Annotated in this window: 14 protein-coding genes and 2 pseudogenes; 4 read left to right on the forward strand and 12 right to left on the reverse strand. The window is 69.5% G+C overall.

Annotated elements, in window-relative coordinates; translation table 11 throughout:
* Window positions 1-245 precede the first annotated feature (245 nt).
* From IEY56_RS24830 to IEY56_RS24840, 3 genes are all read right to left on the reverse strand, one after another.
* On the reverse strand, window positions 246-1,001 hold the full coding sequence (locus tag IEY56_RS24830) for an NUDIX hydrolase (RefSeq protein ID WP_189039508.1): 756 nt from the start codon (window positions 999-1,001) through the stop codon (window positions 246-248).
* A gap of 104 nt (window positions 1,002-1,105) precedes the next feature.
* Window positions 1,106-2,998, reverse strand: coding sequence for a glycogen debranching N-terminal domain-containing protein (locus tag IEY56_RS24835; RefSeq protein ID WP_229712177.1), 1,893 nt, complete (start codon window positions 2,996-2,998; stop codon window positions 1,106-1,108).
* Window positions 2,999-3,341: 343 nt separating this feature from the next.
* Window positions 3,342-4,616, reverse strand: a complete 1,275-nt coding sequence (locus IEY56_RS24840) for a DUF4192 domain-containing protein (RefSeq protein ID WP_189039510.1) — start codon at window positions 4,614-4,616, stop codon at window positions 3,342-3,344.
* A 140-nt stretch (window positions 4,617-4,756) separates the two neighbouring features.
* Here IEY56_RS24840 and IEY56_RS24845 point away from each other — a divergent pair, with 140 nt between their 5' ends.
* Window positions 4,757-6,967, forward strand: coding sequence for a RecQ family ATP-dependent DNA helicase (locus IEY56_RS24845; RefSeq protein WP_189039511.1), 2,211 nt, complete (start codon window positions 4,757-4,759; stop codon window positions 6,965-6,967).
* Between the two features lie 132 nt (window positions 6,968-7,099).
* Here IEY56_RS24845 and IEY56_RS24850 read toward each other — a convergent pair whose 3' ends face one another.
* From IEY56_RS24850 to IEY56_RS28980, 5 genes and pseudogenes are all read right to left on the reverse strand, one after another.
* Window positions 7,100-7,729 carry a hypothetical protein gene (locus IEY56_RS24850; protein ID WP_189039512.1) on the reverse strand — a complete coding sequence of 210 codons (630 nt, stop codon included), beginning with the start codon at window positions 7,727-7,729 and terminating at the stop codon, window positions 7,100-7,102.
* A gap of 78 nt (window positions 7,730-7,807) precedes the next feature.
* Window positions 7,808-8,500, reverse strand: coding sequence for a ribonuclease HII (rnhB, locus tag IEY56_RS24855; RefSeq protein ID WP_189039568.1), 693 nt, complete (start codon window positions 8,498-8,500; stop codon window positions 7,808-7,810).
* 198 nt (window positions 8,501-8,698) lie between these two features.
* Window positions 8,699-9,358 (reverse strand): histidine phosphatase family protein, encoded by a 660-nt coding sequence (locus tag IEY56_RS24860; RefSeq protein WP_189039513.1) that lies wholly within the window; start codon window positions 9,356-9,358, stop codon window positions 8,699-8,701.
* A gap of 28 nt (window positions 9,359-9,386) precedes the next feature.
* Window positions 9,387-9,995: a YdbC family protein gene (locus IEY56_RS24865; RefSeq protein ID WP_189039514.1), complete on the reverse strand. Its 609-nt coding sequence runs from the start codon at window positions 9,993-9,995 to the stop codon at window positions 9,387-9,389.
* Between the two features lie 527 nt (window positions 9,996-10,522).
* Window positions 10,523-10,927: pseudogene (locus IEY56_RS28980) on the reverse strand (SDR family oxidoreductase); the annotation flags it as partial.
* A 127-nt stretch (window positions 10,928-11,054) separates the two neighbouring features.
* On the opposite strand from IEY56_RS28980, the gene IEY56_RS24875 reads away from it, so the two are divergent.
* Window positions 11,055-11,549: an HIT family protein gene (locus IEY56_RS24875; protein WP_189039515.1), complete on the forward strand. Its 495-nt coding sequence runs from the start codon at window positions 11,055-11,057 to the stop codon at window positions 11,547-11,549.
* A gap of 117 nt (window positions 11,550-11,666) precedes the next feature.
* Here IEY56_RS24875 and IEY56_RS24880 read toward each other — a convergent pair whose 3' ends face one another.
* Both IEY56_RS24880 and nrdR read right to left on the reverse strand, forming a co-directional pair.
* Complete coding sequence (locus IEY56_RS24880; RefSeq protein ID WP_189039516.1) at window positions 11,667-14,558, reverse strand: vitamin B12-dependent ribonucleotide reductase; 2,892 nt, start codon at window positions 14,556-14,558, stop codon at window positions 11,667-11,669.
* Between the two features lie 138 nt (window positions 14,559-14,696).
* On the reverse strand, window positions 14,697-15,254 hold the full coding sequence (gene nrdR, locus IEY56_RS24885) for a transcriptional regulator NrdR (protein ID WP_189039517.1): 558 nt from the start codon (window positions 15,252-15,254) through the stop codon (window positions 14,697-14,699).
* 597 nt (window positions 15,255-15,851) lie between these two features.
* Here nrdR and lexA point away from each other — a divergent pair.
* Window positions 15,852-16,529, forward strand: a pseudogene (gene lexA / locus IEY56_RS24890) (transcriptional repressor LexA); the annotation flags it as partial.
* A gap of 221 nt (window positions 16,530-16,750) precedes the next feature.
* Window positions 16,751-17,491: a class I SAM-dependent DNA methyltransferase gene (locus tag IEY56_RS24895; protein ID WP_189039519.1), complete on the forward strand. Its 741-nt coding sequence runs from the start codon at window positions 16,751-16,753 to the stop codon at window positions 17,489-17,491.
* Between the two features lie 6 nt (window positions 17,492-17,497).
* Here the strand turns inward: IEY56_RS24895 and IEY56_RS24900 are convergent, their stop codons facing one another.
* Both IEY56_RS24900 and IEY56_RS24905 read right to left on the reverse strand, forming a co-directional pair.
* Window positions 17,498-19,513, reverse strand: coding sequence for an ATP-dependent DNA helicase (locus tag IEY56_RS24900; protein ID WP_189039520.1), 2,016 nt, complete (start codon window positions 19,511-19,513; stop codon window positions 17,498-17,500).
* 46 nt (window positions 19,514-19,559) lie between these two features.
* A complete protein-coding gene (locus IEY56_RS24905; protein WP_373292185.1) occupies window positions 19,560-21,431 on the reverse strand; it encodes an IucA/IucC family protein in 1,872 nt (623 codons plus the stop codon).
* Between the last annotated feature and the right edge of the window lie 64 nt (window positions 21,432-21,495).

Genomic DNA, 21,495 nt, shown 5'->3' on the forward strand with positions numbered 1-21,495 from the left:
CTTCATCGGACAGTTCATGGCGACGTATCACCCGACCATGATCCACCACACAAGATCAATTGAAGACACGGCCTAGGTCAGCGGCCTGACCGGCCGGCCGGAGCTCGCTCCGTCGGATATCCAGTCAGGTACCGGAGCGTTCAGATGCCGGGTGGGTCGGACGAGGGCTGACTTCACCTGCTGACTCAGGGGCGAGTTCAGACTCCGGGCCAAGCTCGGCCCGGAGTTCAGGATGCTGATCGAGCTCAGACTTCGGGGCGCAGCATGGGCGGGTTCAGCAATGTCGCTCCTCCCGCACGGAAGAGCTGCGCTGGGCGGCCGCCCTGCCGCGTCGTCGTGCCACCGCTGGGGACGAGAAAACCGGGCGTACCCGTCACCTTGCGGTGGAAGTTCCGCGGGTCGAGTACGACTCCCCACACGGCCTCGTACACGCGGCGCAGCTCTCCGACAGTGAATTCCGGCGGACAGAAGGCCGTTGCGAGGGAGGAATACTCGATCTTCGAGCGGGCCCTCTCGACTCCGGCGGCCAGGATCTCCCCGTGGTCGAAGGCGAGCGGACTGCGGGACTCGCTGTCCTGTGCGGAGGCCTCACCTGTGCCGAGCAGCGCTTCCACCGGCGCCCAGCGTGCGCTGCGGGCGTCGCCGCCGGCCGTCGGCGAGGGGAGGTCGGGGGCGAGCGCGAGATGCGCGACGCTGACCACCCGCATCCGGGGGTCCCGTCCGGGATCGCCGTAGGTGGCGAGTTGTTCCAGGTGCGCTCCCGGGGAACGGCTTTCCTGATCGTGGGCCCGCAGCCCGGTCTCCTCCGCGAGTTCGCGCGCTGCTGCCGTGGCCAAGTCCTCGTCGGCCCGGACGAAGCCTCCTGGGAGCGCCCACATCCCCTTGTAGGGCTCTTCACCGCGACGCACGGCGAGTGCGCACAGGGCGTGTCTGCGGACTGTGAGCACCACGAGGTCGACGGTGACAGCGAAGGGAGGGAAGGCCGACGGATCGTAGGGCATGGCGTGATCATAGTCGTCTCCCTGACGATAAACAGAGCGTTCCCAAACGGCTCTCTGCCAGGTTCTCCGCAGGGCTCGCCGTCCGAGTCCCTGCCGGGACCGTGTCAGTCCGCGAGTCGCAAGCTCCCTGGCATCTCGGAGACTTCTCCCTGCCCTGCGTCGCTCACCCGGACCGAAAGAGGCTCTCCCGCGACGCGCAAGCCGCCGAACTCCACGGCTCCCAGGGGAGCGGTGGCCAGGGGACGCAGGGTGAGGGTGCCCTCGGGCACGTTCGGGTGCAGTCCGGCGAGCGCCAGGAGCAGTTGGATGCCTCCGGCCGCGGCGACGGCTGCGGGGCGGCACGCTGCCGGATGCGGAACGGGCAGGCCGCCTCGCGAGCGTTGCTCCGCTGCGTACATCTCCGGCAGACGCAGACCGAAGCGTCCTGCCGCGTCGACGATCCCGCGCAGCAAGGCCCCTGCCTCACGCGCGTGCCCCGACCTGGCAAGCCCTGTCACCGCCGTGACCGACTCCTGGAGACGCACAGCCCCACTCCGGTGACCGAACGGGTTGTACCTCGCATCGCGGCAGTCAAGGCTGCGCAACCCCCACCCCGAGTTGAGCGAGGGGCCCGCCAGCAGGCGGGCGAGCTGCTCGGTCTGCTCCGCGGTCAGCAGGCTCTCTGCCGGTTCGCCGACACGAGGCAGGCCGGTGTCCAGCAATTCGACTGCCGCGCAACCCAGGTAGGCGACGGGGCCGCCCTTTCGAGTGCGCAGGGCGACCGGTCTTCCGCCGCTGTCGTCGTCGGACCAGAAGTCCTTCAGGAAGCGTCCTCGCAGTGCGCTGGCCCATTCCTTCAACTCCCCTCCCCCGTCGCATCCGTGGGCGTCGAGGAGTTCGGCTCCGAGCAGAGCCGCCCGGTGCGCCCCAGCCTGGACCTCGCACCTGTACGGGCCGTCGGGCACGGGGTCGGGCAGATAGGGCCGCTGGTCCACGGCGCGCAGCATCCACTGCAGCGCTCGCTGGGCTGCCGGCAGGAGCTCTTCCGCGTCACTCGCTGGGAGGCCCCAGCGGCATGCTTCGGCAAGCAACGCGGGGAAAAGCAGGGTGGCTTCGATGCCTGTGCAGCTGGGCGGGGCGTACGGGCCGGCTAGTCTCATCGAGCCGGGCAGGCGACCCGACTCGCGCCCGGACCCGGTGATCTGTCCTCGTGCGAGGGTTCGCAACGTTCCTGCTGCGAGCCTGGTCCCGAGTGGGAGGAGCATCCGGGCGGCCTGCAGGGACTCGACCGGGGCGAAGGCCCCGCGCCAGGGCACTCCCGCCACCAGATGGAGGTCCGACGAGGCAGCGGGATCGGCCATCAGCAGCGCGTTGGCGTCATCGAGGCAGACGCGGAAGAGTGCGCCCACCCTCGGGTCGTCACCACGCGCCCGGGCACCGTGCCACAGCCGGGGTGGTCTGGCAGCCCGTGAGATCACGTTCGGAGGGCGGACGTTCTTCCTTGCGCGAGAGTTCGAGGAAGCTGTCCTGGTGAGATCGGCGCTGAGCGTCACGGTGCGGGACTCACCTGGAGGCAGCTCCCAGTCCCACCGCAGCACGCCGAGTTGTGCCCAGCAGCTTTCCGGCTGAGGATCGGCGGCGACGCGGGCGCGGAAATCTCTCGAAGTCCAGGACAGGCCGGCCCCGTGCACGGTTCCGGGCAGCTCCTGCCCTGCACACCCGACTGCCACCTGAGCGATCTCCGCCAGGTCCGTACCCAGCCGCAGCTCGAGCGGGACCCTTGCCGAAACCCCTCCGGCATTGCGCAGCGTGATTTGCTCCGTGCCGTCCGCCGAACGCAACCGCTCGACCATGATCGCCGGGTCGGGACCGTCGGCAGGGGTGGTGCGCGCGGTGGAGACGAAGCGGGCACGCCAGGCACTGACCATGCGCCCCTGCAGCGGAAGGGGTTCCATGCCGGCGATGAGCAGTCGGCTGCGCGCGAGAACCCTGCGCCCCGCGTAGTAGACGCCCTCCATTCCCTGTCCGGTCAGTTGGCCATGTTCGGGAGAGACAGCGAGGTGAGGGGCGGCCACGCAGATCAGTGCGGAGTGGGCTGTCTGGTGCTCCGCCCTGTTTTCGGTCCGCCCCGTTTCCGATGGCGATCCTCCGACGCCTTGGCCGGGACGCGCCGCCAGCTCGAGGGGCCTCTTCTCTGCCCGCGCCTGCTGTTCGTCCCGACGGCGCTTCTGCGATGAAGTGGACTGCGGCGTAGGAGACATGGAGCGTTCCTCCGCTTTCCTGGTTCTTGGATCCGGACGGGCCGGGCGGTGGGGATGAGCGGCGTCCGCACTCAACAGAACGGACGGACTGGCGCGCAGGTCACGGGCCACTTCGTGGCGCCCCGTTCGGACGATCCTGGGTCTCGAGGGCCCTGCGGGCCTCACGCTCCTTGCGCATACAGCCGCGCAGCAGTTCCGGATCGGTTTCCTCGTTGAAGAGCTGGTGCAGCAATCGGGCGAACGAGTACTCCGGGTCGTTCTCGAGGGCCCGGTCCAGAGCGACGCGGGCAGTGGCCTCGTCACCCCCGGACCACGCCACCCAGCCTGTGAGCGTCAGCGGAGCGGCGGAGTGCTCCGTGTACGGGCCGACGCAGCGCCGCGCCAGCGCACGCCACAGCCGCAAGGCCGGGTCGACGTCGTCGCCCTCCATCCATTCGGCTGCCCGGTCCCTGGTCCTGCGGTCCTGCAAGCCGAGGAGCAGCAGCGCTGCCTCTTCGTGACCCAGCAGCTCGTCGTCGTGAGCATCGGCAGCGGCGGCGTCCTCGCTCGGGGGTGCGTCCGCCCGGTAGCGGGTCAGCAGCCTTTCGGCCAGTTCGATCGTCTCCGCTTCGACCGCCGGGCGGGTGCCGGGTGCGAGCATGCGCGGCACGAGGAGTCTGCCGGCGCGATCCAGGGCCCGCTCCTGCGCCTCGGCCGCCCTCAGCTCCAGTGGGGCGAGCCTGCGCTCCAGCTCCCGCAGGGAGCCTCGCACTTGAATACCCGCGTAGGCGGCCGCCGCCGCCATCGGGGAGGTGCCGGGAACGCCCATGGGCCGGCCCTCAGCAGGACAGCACTCGGCGTCCGGGCAGCAGTAGGACCAGAACGACCCGCCCGAGAGGCACAGCGCCTCCCACACCGGCATCTCGCGCTCGCCGCACGCGGTTCGGAGTGCCTGCGCGAGCGGACGCAAGCGCTCCGTCACCTCCCGCCCCGACTCACCGCCGGCGGGGTCCTGGCAGAGGTACACGATGGCGCCTTCGGGACGGCGCCCGCCCGACTTGACGTTATCCTCCAGGCAGGCCGCGACCTGGGCCGAGACTGCAGGCCACTCCCCCGGGTCAGCGGGCAGACCCAGCCTGATGCGGCCGCCGAACCGGCGGCGATCGCCGTGCAGGGCGACGACCACGATGGAGTCGTCGGGGTAGAAGCCGAGGAGGTACGGAAGCGCGTCGGCCAGCTGGGCAGGGCCTCGCAGGGCGATCTCCCCCGCCCCCTGGAGCGGTGTGCGGTGTGCGCTACGGGTGGCGCCTTCCGGTTCGTCGCCGCCCCGGACTCCTCGGGCGGTGCGGTCGTCGTTCTCGCTGTGGGTGCGGTGCCGGCTCTCTCGCTGCGTCATGCCAGGACAGTGCCTTGCCGCGCACAAATTTCGTCCGCACTTATCCACAGCCATCACGATTCGTATGTCTAGTACTACGGAACGTGGCTTATCCACAGGCTCATTCGCGGTACCCCTATGCCGTCGGGTTGCATGGGGGCATGAACGACTCAGAGCTGCGCCGTGAGGCCGATAGCGTCCTGACCCGTCTCGTCGGATCCGCGGACGCCGAGACGGCAGGTGCCGAGCCGGCCCGTCTGCGCGAGGACCAGTGGCGGGCGATCGAGGCGCTGGTCGCCGAGCGAAGGCGTGCGCTGGTCGTTCAGCGGACGGGTTGGGGCAAGTCAGCTGTGTACTTCGTGGCGACGGCGTTGCTGCGCACCCGCGGAAGCGGCCCCACCGTCATCGTCTCCCCGCTCCTGGCACTGATGCGCAACCAGGTGGCGGCCGCCGAGCGGGCCGGTATCCACGCCCGTACGATCAACTCCGCCAACACGGAGGAGTGGGAGGCGATCCAGGCCGAGATCACCGAGGGCGCGGTCGACGTGCTGCTCGTCAGCCCGGAGCGGCTCAACAATCCGGACTTCCGCGACGAGGTGCTGCCCCGGCTCACCGCGGCCACCGGGCTGCTGGTCGTGGACGAGGCGCACTGCATCTCCGACTGGGGGCATGATTTCCGGCCGGACTACCGGCGGCTCCGCACCATGCTGGCCGAACTGCCCCCGGGAGTCCCCGTGCTGGCGACGACGGCCACCGCCAACGCCCGCGTGACGGCCGACGTAGCGGAGCAACTCGGCACCGGAGCGCCGCATGGGGACGCGGCGGAGGGCGGTCAGGCCGACGCGGCGCTGGTGCTGCGCGGGCCTCTGGACCGGGAGAGCCTGAGTCTGGGTGTGCTGCGACTGCCCAATGCGGCGCATCGCATGGCGTGGCTCGCGGACCACCTCGAGAAGCTTCCGGGCTCCGGCATCGTCTACACGCTCACGGTCGCCGCCGCGGAGGAGGTGACGGCCTTCCTGCGCGCTCAGGGACGCGAGGTGGGCTCCTACACGGGCCGGACGGAGCACGCGGAGCGAGAAGCCGCCGAGGCTGATCTGCTGGCCAACCGCGTGAAGGCGCTCGTTGCCACCTCTGCTCTGGGAATGGGCTTCGACAAGCCGGACTTGGGCTTCGTCGTACATCTCGGGTCGCCCTCCTCCCCCATCGCCTACTACCAGCAGGTCGGGCGCGCGGGACGCGGCGTGGAGCATGCCGAAGTCCTTCTGCTCCCCGGCCCGGAGGACGAGGCGATCTGGCGGTACTTCGCCTCCCTCTCCTTCCCCGCCGAGGAACAGGTGCGCCGGACGCTGGAGGCGCTCGCGTCCTCGGAGCGGCCGCTCTCACTGCCCGCACTCGAACCGCAGGTGGATCTGCGGCGCTCCCGGCTGGAGACGATGCTCAAGGTGCTGGACGTGGACGGCGCAGTCCGCCGGGTCCGCGGTGGCTGGACTGCCACAGGGCAGCCCTGGACGTACGACGCGGAGAGGTACGCCTGGGTGGCCCGTCAGCGGGAGTCCGAGCAGCAGGCGATGCGCGAGTACGCCGCGACCACCGAATGCCGGATGGAGTTCCTGCGCAGACAGCTGGACGACGAGTCCGCGGCGCCGTGCGGTCGCTGCGACAACTGCTCGGGCGCCCGGTTCGATTCCCACGTCTCCGACGCGATGCTTGAGGCGGCGCGCGGTGAACTCGCCCGGCCCGGAGTGGAGGTGGAGCCGCGGAAGATGTGGCCGACGGGACTTCCCGCGGTCGGCGTCCCGCTGAAGGGCCGCATTCCGGCAGACCAGCAGGCCGCCGCCGGGAGGGCTTTGGGCCGGCTGTCGGACATCGGCTGGGGCAACCGGCTCCGTCCGCTGCTCACCCCTCAGGCCGGGGACGGGCCTGTGCCGGACGACGTCGCGCAAGCGGCTGTCGAGGTCCTTGCCGACTGGGCCAAGGGGCCGGGGGGCTGGGCGACGGGCGCTGCGGACGGCTCGGCCCGCCCGGTCGGTGTGGTCACCGTCGATTCCCGTTCCAGGCCGCAACTGGTGCGCTCCTTGGGAGAACGCATCTCCTCTGTGGGCCGCATACCGCTGCTGGGCACCGTGACGTACACCGAACATGCGGCTATGGGCGCACCCTCACGCAGCAACGGCGCGCAGCGGGTGCGTGCGCTCCACGCGGCGCTGACCTTGCCGGAGCCACTTGAACGTGCGGTCGCCGAAGCAGACGGCCCGCTTCTGCTCGTGGACGACTTCGCCGACACGGGCTGGACTCTGGCCGTTGCGGCGCGGCTGCTGAGGGGAGCAGGCGCATCGGGTGTCCTGCCTCTGGTCCTCGCCGTGCAGGGCTGAAGCGCAGCCGAACGCCACCGAGCCTTGGCTGTGGCTCCGGCCCGGCCGGAGCCACAGCGGCCGATCTCAGATCGAACGCTCAGCGGTACGTCCCGCTCAGCTCAGCTTCGGGAAGCAGGCGCAGGTACGGCGTCACAGCAAGTCGCGAAGACGCTGCGGGTCGCCGCAGACGATCAGCCGCTCCCCGGCTTTCGCCAGCGCGGCGGGCAATGCCTCCGCCGCCGACACGTCGCTACCGCCGTTGACCGACAGGACCACCACTGTCCGCTGGGCGACGCGCGACAGCGCATCAGCGCTGACGCAGAACACGTCGTTGCCATCGGCCAGTTGACGCCAGTAGGCGTCCTCACCGAAGGAGAGTTCATGCTGGGCCCACGGATGCTGATCCCCGGTGGTGAGGAGCAGGATGTCACCGGGCGCGATGCCGTCGTCCAGGAGCTTGTCGACGGTCTCGTCGGCGACGTCGACGGCCGTGTCGTCTGTGGCGCCTACAAGTTCGATCTGTGCGGTCGCAGTCGGAGTACCGCTGCCCGAGGCCGGGGTGCCGCGCTGCTGCGACGGGCCACCGCTGCGAACGGTGCCTGGGCGGCCCGGTGTCGGTCCCTTGCTGTCCGCACGGGGATGCGCGGGGCGGGACGCATTACGGGGGCCGGGGACGGGTGCTGCGGAGCGGGAAGCCTGCGGAGTTCGGGTGGCGGCCGCGATGTTGCGGGGGCCCGGGACACTCTCGTGAATCTTTGGCTCCTCAGGAGTGAGAGGCATGGGGTGATGTCTATCAAACGTCGGTTCTGGTTCCGTGAGCGGGTGCGACTCCCGGCATCGGGGCTCCCGCCTGCTGTTTCAGAAGATGCTCATCTGGTCCACGGACGGGTCCTCGGCCGATTCAACCCGCGTCCGCTTCAGGTGCTGCCAGCGGGGAAGCGCGTCCATGAAGGCCCACGACATGCGGTGGATCGGTGTCGGCCCGAGCGCCTGAAGCGCCGTCTTGTGCACTGGCGAGGGGTACCCGGCATTGTCGTGAAAGGCGAAGTCCGCGTGCTCGCTTCCGAGTTCGGCCATCAGAGCGTCTCGGCGCACCTTGGCGAGGACGGAGGCCGCAGCCACCGAGATGCACGACTGGTCGCCCTTGATCACGGTACGCACCCGCCAGGGCATGCCGAGGTAGTCGTGCTTGCCGTCGAGGATGACCGCGTCAGGCCGGACGGGAAGGGCGTCCAGCGCGCGTACGGCGGCGAGCCGCAGGGCCGCCGTCATGCCGAGCGCGTCGATCTCCTCCGAAGAGGCGTGCCCGAGCGCGTGAGCGGTGACCCACTTGTTCAGTATCCCGGCGAGCTCCGTGCGCCGCTTGACGGTGAGGAGCTTGGAGTCGGTGAGTCCCTCAGGGGGGCGGCGCAGGCCGGTGATGGCCGCGCAGACAGTCACGGGACCGGCCCACGCTCCCCGACCGACCTCGTCGATACCGGCGATCAGCTTGGCACCCGTCTTCGCGCGGATCGACCGCTCGACGGTGTGCGTCGGAGGCTTGTACGGCATGGCCGCCTCAGCGTAGCGCTGAGTGCCGCCGTCCTGCTCCGGGGGGCCGTCCAAAGGCTTCTCGCTCAGAGTGCGTTCACCCGCGCCGGCCATTTCCTCGCCGGACACGGCGTGTTCGTCCTCCGGCTCGTGCAACGAGCCGTGTGGCGCGGTGTCTTCGTCCGGAGAGTTCATCGTCGCGCGTCCACCGAGATGGATTCAGCCGAGGGAACTGTACGAGCGCGGTGTGCACCACTGCTCGAAGGGCCGGTCGAGGTGGTACCTGCCGTCACTCCCCAGTTCCAGCGTACGCGTCTCCGCGTTGCCGGGGTTCGACAGCGACTCGAACTCCGCCACGGTCCAGTGCAGCCATCGCATGCAGAACAGGCGCATGGTCAGGCCATGCGTGACGATCAGCACGTTGGGCGGGTGGTCGGGCCTCTCGAAGCTCCGCCACAGGCTCTCCAGGAAGGCGCCGGCGCGGTCGTAGACGTCGGCCCCGGACTCCCCCTGCGCGAAGCGGTAGAAGAAGTGTCCGTACGCGTTGCGGTACTCCTTCTGCTTGCGTACGTCCTCGCGGTCCTGCCAGTTCCCCCAGTCCTGCTCCCGCAGGCGCGGCTCCTCGCGCACGCGGATCAGCGCCGGATCCAGCCGGAACGCGGCGAGGGTCTGGTGGGTCCGCCGGTACGGCGAGACATATGCGGAGATCCGCTCCTGACCGAAAAGCTTCCGCAGGTGCTCGCCAGTCTCCTCCGCCTGGTGAACGCCCCGTTCCGTCAGTGCCAGCGCGTGGTCCGGGACCCGCTCGTAGATGGAGTCGTCGTTGTTCCCCTCGGACTCTCCGTGCCTGACCAGGACGATGCGACGAGGTCTTGCCATAGGGCCACTCTAGGCTCACCCAGGCAGATCAGACGGTCCAGGAGGGTTCGAGGTCGATCACATCGCCCGCGATACCGGTCACGTCCGCACCCAACTGGGCACGCAGCGCGAGCCGCTCTACTCGCTCTGTGCGGTACTTGCCGTGCTCGGCAGCCGAGTCCCACATGGAGAGGACCATGAATTCGTCCTCGGCCTGGGCCTGCGTGAAGACCCCGCGCAGCATCCCCGGCGAACCGGCCATGGCCGGATTCCACACCTTCTCCTGCATGAGCGTGTAGTGCTCGATGCGGTCAGTGCGGACCCGGCAGTGAGCGACGCGCAGCAGATCGGCGTCCGTGAAGACGGGCCGGAACCCCGTCTTCACGTCGAAGCGGTACTCGAAGAGGCGTACCCGCATGTCCTTGTACGTGCCGACCTGGGCGGCATGGAGCCGGTCGTGGGAGCGGGCCATGAAGGAGTCGTAGAAGGCCCGGCTCTCCCAGAACCCGAAGAGATGCGCGACTCCCGGCCGGGCACGGCTCCAGCCGCCGCCCTGACCCCGGAATCCCGGCTCGCCGAGCAGTCCCGCCCACTTCCGCTGCCCGCGCTCGAACCCCCGACGGTCCACGACGGTGCAGCGCATCCACTTGACCAGCACCGCGCCATCGTACGGCCAAGAGAGTGACAATCCGTACGCACACGGTCCTCGAATTGTGCTCGCGCGCAGCTCGGTACGGCTCTCCGGGGAGCGCTCCACCGGTCATCGGCTACGGCGGCCTCGTACGGCGGTGACAACGCCCAGATACTCGCTGTAAGTACGGACGCCGACCGCGTGACCGGGCGTCGTGTGATGCCCTTCCCGGTAAGCCCTGGCTGCTCTCCCGGGGAGCCGTACCGGTACGAGCGGTCCTCGCAGGCCGTATGCACGCAGGGTGAGCAGCGCGAACTCGCGCATGGTGCGCACCTCCGACCGCCCATGTCGGCCACTCGCCCTGCGGGCTCGCCTGCGGACAACTCGGAGAGTCGCCGGGCGACTTCGTCCGCCTCGATCGGCTGAGCCGACATGCCAGCCGGATACATCGTCACCGGGAGTCGCCGCTGGATCGAGGTGATGCGTGCGATGAGATCGTGAAACTGCGTGGTGCGCAGGACGCTCCACGGCAGCTCGCTCTCCTCGATGACCTTCTCCGCGGCCAGTTTCGCCCGGTAGTGGGAGAAGGGGATCCGGTCGACGCCGACGATGGAGATGTAGACCAGGTGCGGTGCGTCTCCCGACCGTCGTACGGCCTCGATCAGCGTCCGTGTGGCCGCGAGGTCCTTACCGGAGCCCGTCGTGGCGCAGTGGATGACGCAGCCCACGCCGGCGACGGCTCCGTCCAGCCCGGCCCCCGTGGTGAGGTCGCCTCTCACCCACTCGGTTCTCGGAGTGTCCACCTGCGTCTCGGCATCGGATGCCGTACCCGCAGCGGGCCGCGGACGACGGCTGAGGACCCGCACGGCCCGCCCCCGCTCCAGCAGTTCGGAGACGACCCGCCGGCCAAGCGTGCCTGTGCCGCCTGTGACCAGCACCGGTCCGGAGTTCTGGCTCATGCCCCCATCCTCCGTCCGCCCGGCGCCGTCCGTGACACCCTCGCTCCGCACCGTGTCGTACCCCGTGCCGCCGGGGCTCTTCGGCCGGCCAAGCCCTCCGGAGAGCGCTGACGGATAGGTTTCCGCTATGACGGACGACTGGCGAGAGGACCGGATTGGCAGTGCCCTGCGGGGCGCGAACCCCAGCGTGCTGCGAAGGATGGAGTCCGGCTTCGCGGTGATCGGGGACGTTCAGTTCCTGCCGGGGTATTCGCTGCTGCTGACCGACGACCCGAAGGTGCAACGGCTGTCGGAACTGTCCAGGGCGAAGCGGATCTCCTTCCTCTCCGACATGGACCGCCTGGGGGAAGCAGTCGAACGCGCCTGCAGCCGCCTCGACTCCGCCTTCAGGCGCGTGAATCTGGAGATCCTCGGCAACACCGACGCTTTCCTTCATGCCCACGTGTGGCCTCGCTTCGACTGGGAGCCGGACGAGCTGGTGGGCAAGCCGGTGTGGCTGTATCCCGGCGACCGATGGCGCGAGGAGCGGTTCGCACTCGGCACGCAGCACGACCCGCTGCGAAAGGCGATCGCAGCCGAACTGGACGAGTTGGCCCCGCCACCCAGCGAGCGGAGCGGCTGACCGCAAAGGAACCGGAAACGCGAACGGGGGCGCCGACCGGTGGTCGGCGCCCCCGCCCCTGAGACTGGGCACTTCAGCTGCGCACACTCACGCGCGCATATGCCCTACCTCTGCCTGTCAGCTGCAGCCGCTCGTCGAACCGCACCCCTCACAGAGGTAGCAGCTGCCCGCCCGGCGCATCTTGGTGCCGCAGGAGAAGCACAGCGGTGCGTCGGCGTTGAGACCGAGCTGCATCTCCATCAGCTCCGTCGAGTTGTGCGCACCGCCCGGCGCGGGCGCCGGGGCCTGCGTCTCGCTGACTCCTTCTGCCTTGGCCTCTTCCCTGGCCTTCTCCTTCGCCTCCTTGACCGTCTCGGCCTTCGGAGCCGACTGCGCCAGGCCCTCGACGTCCAGCTCCTCCTCGGACGGCTCATACGAACCGGTCTCCAGGTGGCGCTGCCGCTCCCCTGCGGAGTGGATGCCGAGGGCGGACCTCGTCTCGAAGGGAAGGAAGTCCAGCGCCAGCCGCCGGAAGATGTAATCCACGATCGACTGCGCCATGCGCACGTCCGGGTCGTCCGTCATGCCTGCCGGCTCGAAGCGCATGTTGGTGAACTTCGAGACGTACGTCTCCAGCGGCACGCCGTACTGCAGGCCGACCGAGACGGCGATCGAGAAGGCGTCCATCATGCCCGCGAGCGTCGAGCCCTGCTTGGACATCTTCAGGAAGACCTCGCCCAGCCCGTCGTCCGGGTAGGAGTTGGCCGTCATGTAGCCCTCGGCGCCGCCCACGGTGAAGGAAGTGGTGATCCCGGGGCGTCCCTTGGGCAGGCGCTGCCGGACGGGCCGGTACTCGATGACCTTCTCCGGCTCCGCCTCCGCCTTCTTCTCCTCCTTGCGCTTGGCGGAGAGCGGCTGGCCGACCTTGGAGTTCTCGACGTAGACGGCGAGCGCCTTCGTGCCGAGCTTCCAGCCCTGGAGGTAGATCTCCTCGACGTCCTCGACGGTGGAGGACGCGGGCATGTTCACCGTCTTGGAGATCGCCCCGGAGAGGAACGGCTGGGCTGCCGCCATCATCCGCACGTGCCCCATGGGGGAGATGGAACGTTCGCCCATCGCACAGTCGAAGACGTCGTAGTGCTCGGGCCGCAGACCGGGAGCGTTCACCACGTTGCCGTGCTCGGCGATGTACTCGACGATCGCCTCGACCTGCTCCGCCTGGTAGCCCAGCCGCTTGAGGGCCTTCGGCACGGTGTTGTTGACGATCTGCATGGAGCCGCCGCCGACCAGCTTCTTGAACTTGACCAGAGCCAGGTCGGGTTCGACACCCGTGGTGTCGCAGTCCATCATCAGGCCGATGGTGCCCGTCGGCGCGAGGACAGAGGCCTGCGCGTTGCGGAATCCGTTCTTCTTGCCCAGCCGCAGGACGTCCTGCCAGGCTTCGGTGGCCGCGGCCCACACCGGCGTGTCCAGGTCGTCGGCGCGCTTGGCGGCCGCGTTCGCGTCGGAGTGCTGCCGCATGACGCGGTTGTGGGCGTCGGCGTTGCGTGCGTACCCGTCGAACGGGGCGACGACAGAGGCCAGTTCAGCCGAACGCCGGTACGACACGCCCGTCATCAGCGAGGTGATGCTGCCGGCGAGCGCGCGCCCGCCGTCGGAGTCGTAGGCGTGGCCCGTGGCCATCAGCAGGGCGCCCAGGTTGGCATAGCCGATGCCCAGCTGGCGGAAGGCCCGCGTCGTCTCACCGATCTTCTCCGTGGGGAAGTCGGCGAAGCAGATGGAGATGTCCATCGCCGTGATGACCAGCTCCACGACCTTCGCGAACCGCGCGGCGTCGAAGGACTGGTTGCCTTCGTCGTCGTCCTGAAGGAACTTCATCAGGTTGAGCGAGGCGAGGTTGCAGGACGAGTTGTCCAAGTGCATGTACTCGCTGCAGGGGTTGGACGCGGTGATGCGTCCGGACTCCGGCGAGGTGTGCCAGTGGTTGATGGTGTCGTCGTACTGGATGCCGGGATCGGCGCAGACGTGTGCGGCCTCCGCCATCTTGCGGAAGAGCGACTTGGCGTCGACCTCGTCCACGACTTCACCGGTCATGCGCCCGCGCAGCGCGAACTTGGAGCCGGACTCGACGGCCTTCATGAACTCGTCCGTGACACGGACCGAGTTGTTGGCGTTCTGGTACTGGACGGAGGTGATGTCGTCCCCGCCCAGGTCCATGTCGAAGCCCGCGTCGCGCAGGGCCCGGATCTTCTCCTCTTCCTTCACCTTCGTCTCGATGAAGGCCTCGACGTCGGGGTGGTCGACGTCGAGCACGACCATCTTCGCCGCACGGCGCGTGGCGCCGCCGGACTTGATCGTTCCTGCCGAGGCGTCGGCCCCGCGCATGAAGGAGACGGGCCCGGAGGCGTTGCCGCCGGACGAGAGGAGTTCCTTCGAGGAACGGATGCGGGAGAGGTTGAGACCGGCGCCCGAACCGCCCTTGAAGATCATCCCTTCTTCCTTGTACCAGTCGAGGATCGACTCCATGGAGTCGTCGACGGACAGGATGAAGCAGGCGGACACCTGCTGCGGCTGCGTGGTGCCGACGTTGAACCACACCGGCGAGTTGAAGCTGAAGATCTGGTGCAGAACCGCGTAGGCCAGCTCGTGCTCGAAGATCTCGGCGTCCGCCGGCGACGCGAAGTAGCCGTTCTCCTCACCGGCCGCGCGGTACGTCTTGACCACGCGGTCGATGAGCTGCCTGAGGCTGTTCTCGCGCTGCGGCGTGCCCACCGCCCCGCGGAAGTACTTGCTGGTGACGATGTTGGCCGCATTGACCGACCAGAAGGCGGGGAACTCGACGCCACGCTGCTCGAAGTTGATCGATCCGTCGCGCCAGTTCGTCATGACGACGTCCCGGTACTCCCAGGTCACCTCGTCGTAAGGATGCACTCCGGGAGTCGTGTGGACGCGCTCGATGCGCAGCCCCTTGCTTCCCTTGCCGCCCTTCGCGCGGGAGCCGCGTGCCGGGCCGCTCGTCGTCTCTGTCATTCCGCCTCCCTGTACCGGGCATAACGCCCCGATGTACCCCGAATCTTCCCAGGGCACCTTGCTGTGTCCGATGGCTTGTGCCGGCCCGTGGCGCGCGGACGCACCAGAGCCGGGTCGAAAGTCCTGGCGTGCTGCCGCTCAGTCGGCGGCGGGCACCGCTGCCGGCGGTGCGGAACTCCCGCTCCCGCCGTCCGCCCCACTTCCCCCGCGGGCTTCGCCGCCCGCTCCCTGCTCGCTCGCCCCCACGCCTCTCCGTGCTTCGCGCAGCTCCTGCACGGCGTCCTCGAAGTCCTCCAGGGACTCGAAGGCGCGGTAGACGGAGGCGAAGCGCAGATAGGCCACAAGATCGAGGTCCTGGAGCGGGCCGAGTATCGCCAGCCCCACGTCGTGCGCGGACAGTTCCGCGCTCCCGGTGGCGCGCACAGCCTCCTCGACACGCTGCCCGAGTTGCGCCAGCGCGTCCTCGGTGACGGGACGCCCCTGGCAGGCCTTGCGCACACCGGCGATGACCTTGTCCCGGCTGAACGGTTCGGTGACGCCGCTGCGCTTGATCACCATCAGGGACGCACTCTCCACCGTCGTGAAGCGGCGGGAGCAGTCCGGACACTGGCGGCGACGCCGGATCGCGGTGCCGTCGTCGGCCGTGCGGCTGTCGACCACGCGACTGTCGGGGTGTCGGCAGAAGGGACAGTGCATTTTCCCCACCCTCCTTGAGCCTGCGAGAAGCCCGCTTCGTGCATGACTGGTACACCCCTCGGCGGGCACCGGAAGGGCCCGCGAAGTTGCCACAAGCATAAGCGACGAAGAGACGAATGAATCCCCCGGGACCACAACTTGTGGGTGGCGTACGCCAATCTAACCACTAGATCTGGTGTCGGTGCGTCAGATACCGCGATGCGTGTCGCAGCTCGCGCGGCGCTCCCGACCCTACGCGAGGAGAGCCGCCGCAGACGCATCGGGGCACACCTGGGAGACTCCTCCCACACCGACTCGAAGCGGCCGGCATGGCGGTCCCGCGAGCGGGCGGCGGCACCCGAAGAGAACACCCTCTACACCGTCGGCGCGACTTCGACGCGAAGAACCGGAGATTTTCACTCGAACGTGTGTTTGGCGCAACCTTTCGAAACCAACTACCGTTGTCCCACTAGGGAGAACCGCTCGAGAGGGGCCGACGTGACCACAACCGCAGACAGCGCCACCATCACCTCCCAGAACCGTCCCACGCAGTCGGTCGATCGCGTTCAGTCACTGAACGACGGTCCCGTGAGCCCGGAAGCGCCCGAGGAACAGCAAGCCAAGCGCTCGCTGCCCGGACGACCTCCAGGGATCCGTGCGGACAGTTCTGGGCTCACCGACCGGCAGCGCCGGGTGATCGAGGTGATCCGCGACTCTGTGCAGCGGCGCGGCTACCCGCCGTCGATGCGGGAGATCGGTCAGGCCGTCGGGCTCTCCAGCACGTCCTCCGTCGCCCACCAGCTGATGGCCCTCGAACGCAAGGGCTTCCTGCGCCGCGACCCGCACCGTCCGCGCGCCTATGAGGTGCGCGGCTCGGACACGCCCAGCACGCAGGCGGCCACCGACACCGCGGGCAAGCCTTCCGCCTCTTACGTGCCGCTCGTCGGCCGCATCGCCGCAGGCGGTCCGATCCTCGCGGAGGAGTCGGTCGAGGACGTCTTCCCGTTGCCGCGTCAACTGGTCGGTGACGGCGAGCTGTTCGTGCTCAAGGTCGTCGGTGACTCGATGGTCGAGGCGGCCATCTGCGACGGGGACTGGGTGACAGTGCGCCGTCAGCCCGTGGCCGAGAACGGGGACATCGTCGCCGCCATGCTGGACGGCGAGGCGACCGTCAAGCGCTTCAAGCGCGAGGACGGACACGTGTGGCTGCTGCCGCACAACGCCTCCTACCAGCCGATCCCTGGCGACGACGCCACCATCCTCGGCAAGGTCGTGGCGGTGCTGCGAAGGGTGTGACCCGCATCCGCCCCCTCGCCGGGTCACGAGCCGTCGGTTCCACTGCGCCGGGACCGGCGGCTCTGTTGTGCGCGGACGCACCGCTGCCTCGTCCTCGCCACGTCGAGCCGGCTGCGCCGGGAAGCTAGCGAACGCAGCCCGCGGAAGGTGCGGCGGGAAACGGCAGGAACCAGTGGAAAATGCTTCGACAGGGACGGTCGCAACCCGGCAAGGTGCAGCCCGTGACGAGCAGCGATTTGTGGCCCCGTGAAACCGCCGAACGCTACGACGCCGAGGAGCGCGAGAACTCCTCGGCCGCCGTTCTTGAGCCGACCCTCACCTTCCTCGCGGAGCTTGCCGGAGGAGGTCGCGCACTGGAATTCGCCATCGGCACCGGGCGGGTGGGCGTTCCCCTACGCGAACGCGGCGTTCCCGTGGTGGGCATCGAACTGTCCGAGCACATGGCAGCGGTTCTGCGGCGCAAGGTCGACGAGGACGCGCTACCGGTCGTCATCGGCGACATGGCAACCACCGTCGTCCCAGGCGAGTTCGCCTTGGTCTACCTCGTCTACAACACCATCGCGAACCTGCTCACGCAGGACGAGCAGGTCGAATGCTTCCGCAACGCCGCACGCCATCTGGCGCCGGGCGGCAGGTTCGTCGTCGAACTGGGCGTGCCGCCTCTGCGGTTCCTGCCGCCCGGCCAAATCGCGGTGCCCTTCGACGTCTCCGAGCGGCATCTCGGCTTCGACACCTTCGATCTGGTCAACCAGACGCTCGTCTCCCACCACCTCACCCGCGACGGCGACGACGGCCGCTACCGCCGCGGGAGCTGCCGGCAGCGGTACGCCTGGCCGGCGGAGCTGGACCTGATGGCACGGATCGCCGGCCTGGAGCTGGAACGGCGCGTGGCGGACTGGAAGGGCGCTCCGTTCGGCCCGGCATCCGGCAAACACGTCTCCGTGTGGCGAAAGCCGGTCTGAGGGCTACTACCGGCCCGAAGGCGCTGTCTCCTTGGCTGCCGCATCGATCGCGGCGAGTGACCGGCGTACCTGGTTGCGGTCGGTCGTGTACCAGAAGTCCGGCATGGAGGCCCTCAGGAAGCCTCCGTACCGAGCACGCGCCAGACGCGGGTCGAGGACCGCGACCACACCCCGGTCCTCGGACGCCCTCACGAGCCGGCCGGACCCCTGGGCCATCAGCAGCGCCGCATGAGTGGCGGCGACAGCCATGAAGCCGTTCCCGCCGTGCTCCTCGACCGCCTTCTGCCGGGCGCTCATCAGCGGGTCGTCCGGGCGCGGGAAGGGGATCCGGTCCATCACGACGAGCTGGCAGCTCGGCCCTGGGACATCGACGCCCTGCCAGAGGGAGAGCGTCCCGAACAGGCACGTCTCCGCGTCCTCCGAGAAGCGCCTGATCAGCTCGCCCAGCGTCTCCTCTCCCTGCAACAGGATGGGCACGTCGAGCCGTCCCCGCAGATCCTCCGCGGCGGCCTGCGCGGCCCGCATGGAGGAGAAGAGCCCGAGCGTGCGCCCGCCCGCCGCGCCCACCAGGTCGGCGAGTTCGTCGAGCATGTCGCGCCGCTGGCCCTCCCGGCCGGGCGGCGACAGATGGCCGGCGACGTAGAGGATCCCCTGCTTGCGGTAGTCGAACGGGGAGCCGGCGTCCAGTCCGCGCCACTGGGGTGTCTCCTCCCCGGACTTCTCTCCCTCACCGCCCGGCGAGTCGTCCTCCATGACGCGTTCGGGCGCCAGGCCGAGTGAGGCGCCCACCCCGTTGAAGTCGCCCCCGAGCTTCAGAGTCGCCGAGGTGAGCACGACGGAGCGGTCCGCGAACAGCTTCTCGCGCAGCAGCCCCGACACGGAGAGCGGCGCGACGCGCAGGGACGCGCCGTAGCGGTCGTGCCGCTCGTACCAGATGACGTCGAACTCCGAGCCCTCCACGACCCGTTCGGCGACGTCGTGGACGTTCTCCATCGCCGCGAGGGCCAGTTTGCGCACGGCGTCCTCGTCCTGCACCGACTTGTCGCGGGTGTTGCCCAGCGCGGTGATGCATTCGCGCGTCGCGTCGCGGAGCGCCATCAGGGCGTGGCCGAGCTCCTCCGGGACGACTTCGAGGCGTCCGGGAAGTGCCAGCTCCATGAGGCGTTCGAATCCCTCCGCCGCTGTCAGCGCACGGTCGGCCGCCTTCTCGTCGACGAGTCGCGCTGCGCGGCGCACCGCCCGGTTGACGCCGCCCGGGGTCAGCTCGCCCGTCGCGACGCCGGTCACCCGCGAGACCAGTTCGTGCGCCTCGTCGACGATCAGGACGTCGTGCGGCGGGAGCACGGGAGCGCCTTCGATGGCGTCGATCGCCAGCAGAGCGTGGTTGGTCACGATGACGTCGGCGAGCTTGGCCCGCTCGCGGGCGGCCTCCGCGAAACACTCCGCGCCGTACGCGCACTTGGACGCGCCCAGGCACTCGCGCGCGGAGACCGAGACCTGTTTCCAGGCCCGGTCCGAGACGCCGGGACGCAGGTCGTCCCTGTCTCCCGTCTCCGTCTCGTCCGACCAGTCGCGCAGACGCAGCAGGTCCTTCCCGAGCGAGGACGTGGGAGCGGCGCCCTCGAAAGGGTCGAAGAGCCCCTCTTCCTCGTCCTGCGGAACGCCCTCGTGCAGCCGGTGGAGGCACAGGTAGTTCGAGCGGCCCTTGAGCATGGCGAACTCGGCACGGCGGCGCAGCAGGGGATGAAGCGCATCGACCGTGCGGGGAAGGTCGCGCTCGACCAGCTGGCGCTGGAGGGCGAGTGTCGCCGTCGCGACCACGACGTGCTCGCCGTGCGCCAGCGCCGGGACCAGGTAGCCGAGCGACTTGCCCGTGCCGGTGCCCGCCTGGATCAGCAGATGGGTGCCGCTGTCGACGGCCTCGGCGACCGCCTCGGCCATGGCGATCTGACCGGGGCGTTCGGTGCCGCCGACAGCGGTGACGGCGGCGTGCAGGAGATCGGTGAGGGCGGGCTTGCTCATAGACACCGCACCCTACGCGCCGCCTCTGACAACGCGTCGGCCGCGCTCACCCCGGCGGGAGCCCGGCGGAGGGGCTCAGCGGATTGGCGACCGTGCCGTGCACGGCGGCGTGCGGCCGGTCCGGCCTGTCGCGGTAACCGTCCAGATGCAGACGGTTGCGGTTGAGGCAGAGCCTGTCGATGCGCGGCGTGAGCAGGTCGAAGGTGCCGAAGCGGTCCTTCATCTCGGGGAAGCGGGCGTGGTAGCGCTCGGTCTCCGCTCTCACGAGCGCCCAGAACTCCGCTTCCGGTACGTGCAGTTGCTCCTCGCAGAGCGGCGCCAGGTACCGGAAGACGCCCACGAACAGACCGGAGTGAATGAACTGGGTGAGGAAGTCCGGCGGCTCCCGCAGCAGCACCTCGCCCACCTCCGGCGGCATCCCGGCGAGATCCGGCACGGGCTCGGCGCTCACGTTGACGTCGTCCACGAAGTCCTTCACCGCCAGGCGCACCGGCACGTCGTCCTCGTCGAAGACGACGATGGCGTTCTCGCCGTGCGGGGAGAAGACCGTCCCGTACCGGTAGAGGAAGTGCAGCAGCGGCGGGAGCAGGGCGGCGAACAGGTGGCGCAGCCACACGCGCGGCTCCAGCCCGGAGCGTCCCACGAGCTCCGCCGTCAGGGAGCGGCCGCGGGCGTCGGTGTGGATGAGGGCCGCGAGGGTGCGGGCCCGCTCGCCCGAGTCCAGCTGTCCGGACAGCGGTTCGCGCCAGATGCAGCCCAACAGTTCGCGGTACTGGTACGGCACTTGCGGAAGCCGGTCGAACAGGGGGTGGGAGACGGTGACGGAGGCGACCTCGCCGAGCAGGATCACCCGGCACTCGTCCCGGAGGTAGGCGTCGCCGTCCCGCAGCCCGTGGATCCAGCGGGTCACGGCTGGGGCGGCCAGGGTGCGCTCGGTGGGCAGGCCCCTCCAGACGAGGGTGTTGAGCACGGACAGCGGCAGTTTCACCGTGAGCCGTTCCGGGCGGCTGGTGTTGAGGAAGGTGCGGATCGACTGCTGGGGCAGTCGCAGATCCCCGTCCGTGGGCAGGGGAACGATGTCACCGGAGGCGAGGGAGGCGGCGTAGAGCGGTGCGATCATCTCCTCCCACTGCCAGGGGTGAACGGGCAGGAAGAGGTAGTCCTCGGCCTGCAGCCCCCGTTTGCGCAGTGTGTAGCGGAAGCTGCGGAGCGTCTCCGGCGACAGCTCGCGTGCGTAGAGCTGCTGCGGTTCGGCGAGGGAGGGCACTCCGCGGTACGCGGCCAGGCCGGTCCGTACGGCGATCCAGGGCAGTCTCTCCGCGCTGCGCGACTCCGGGGCCCAACGGGCCGCGTCGGACGCGGAGAAGCCCATCCGGCCCTTGTTGGCGACGAGCCACGGGTGGCCCTTCTGGTGCCCTTCGAGTTCCGCGTAGCCGAGGTCGGCGAGGCGTTCCGCCGTGAGTTCCCGCGCGGCCGAACGGACGTCCGCGGTGAGCGTGGCCGTCAGCTCGCGGATCAGATGCCCTGTGGTGTCGCCGGTCAGCCCGAGCACGGATTCGTGCGCGTGAGCGAGGAAGGTGAAGGGGTCCGCGTCCGCGGGGCTGAGCGACGCCGGGGCGATGTTCCAGTGGCCGTACGCGCCGCGCCGGGCTCGGAACCGGAGGGTGAGCCCGTCGTCGACGCGCAGGCGGTACGGCCGGCCTGCGGCGCCCCCCGAGGAAGCGTCTGTGTGGGAGTCGGGCCGAGCGTCCGGATCGTGTTCCGGTTCGATGATCCCCTCGTAGGCGAACTCGCTGAGCATCTTCAGCAAGAGTCTGCGCGAAGCACGGCGCCAGCTGTCCGCGTCCAGTCCGTGCGGGAAGTGCAACGCAGCGGGGCCGCAGGGGGCGTCGGTGCCGTCGTCAGCGGTCGGCGGCAAGTGCACTGGGGTCTCCTTTGCTCGGGGACGGGAACGCTGGAGCAGCGAAACTTCGGGGACGGGC

This window comes from Streptomyces daqingensis (genome assembly GCF_014645895.1).
Classification (GTDB): domain Bacteria; phylum Actinomycetota; class Actinomycetes; order Streptomycetales; family Streptomycetaceae; genus Streptomyces; species Streptomyces daqingensis.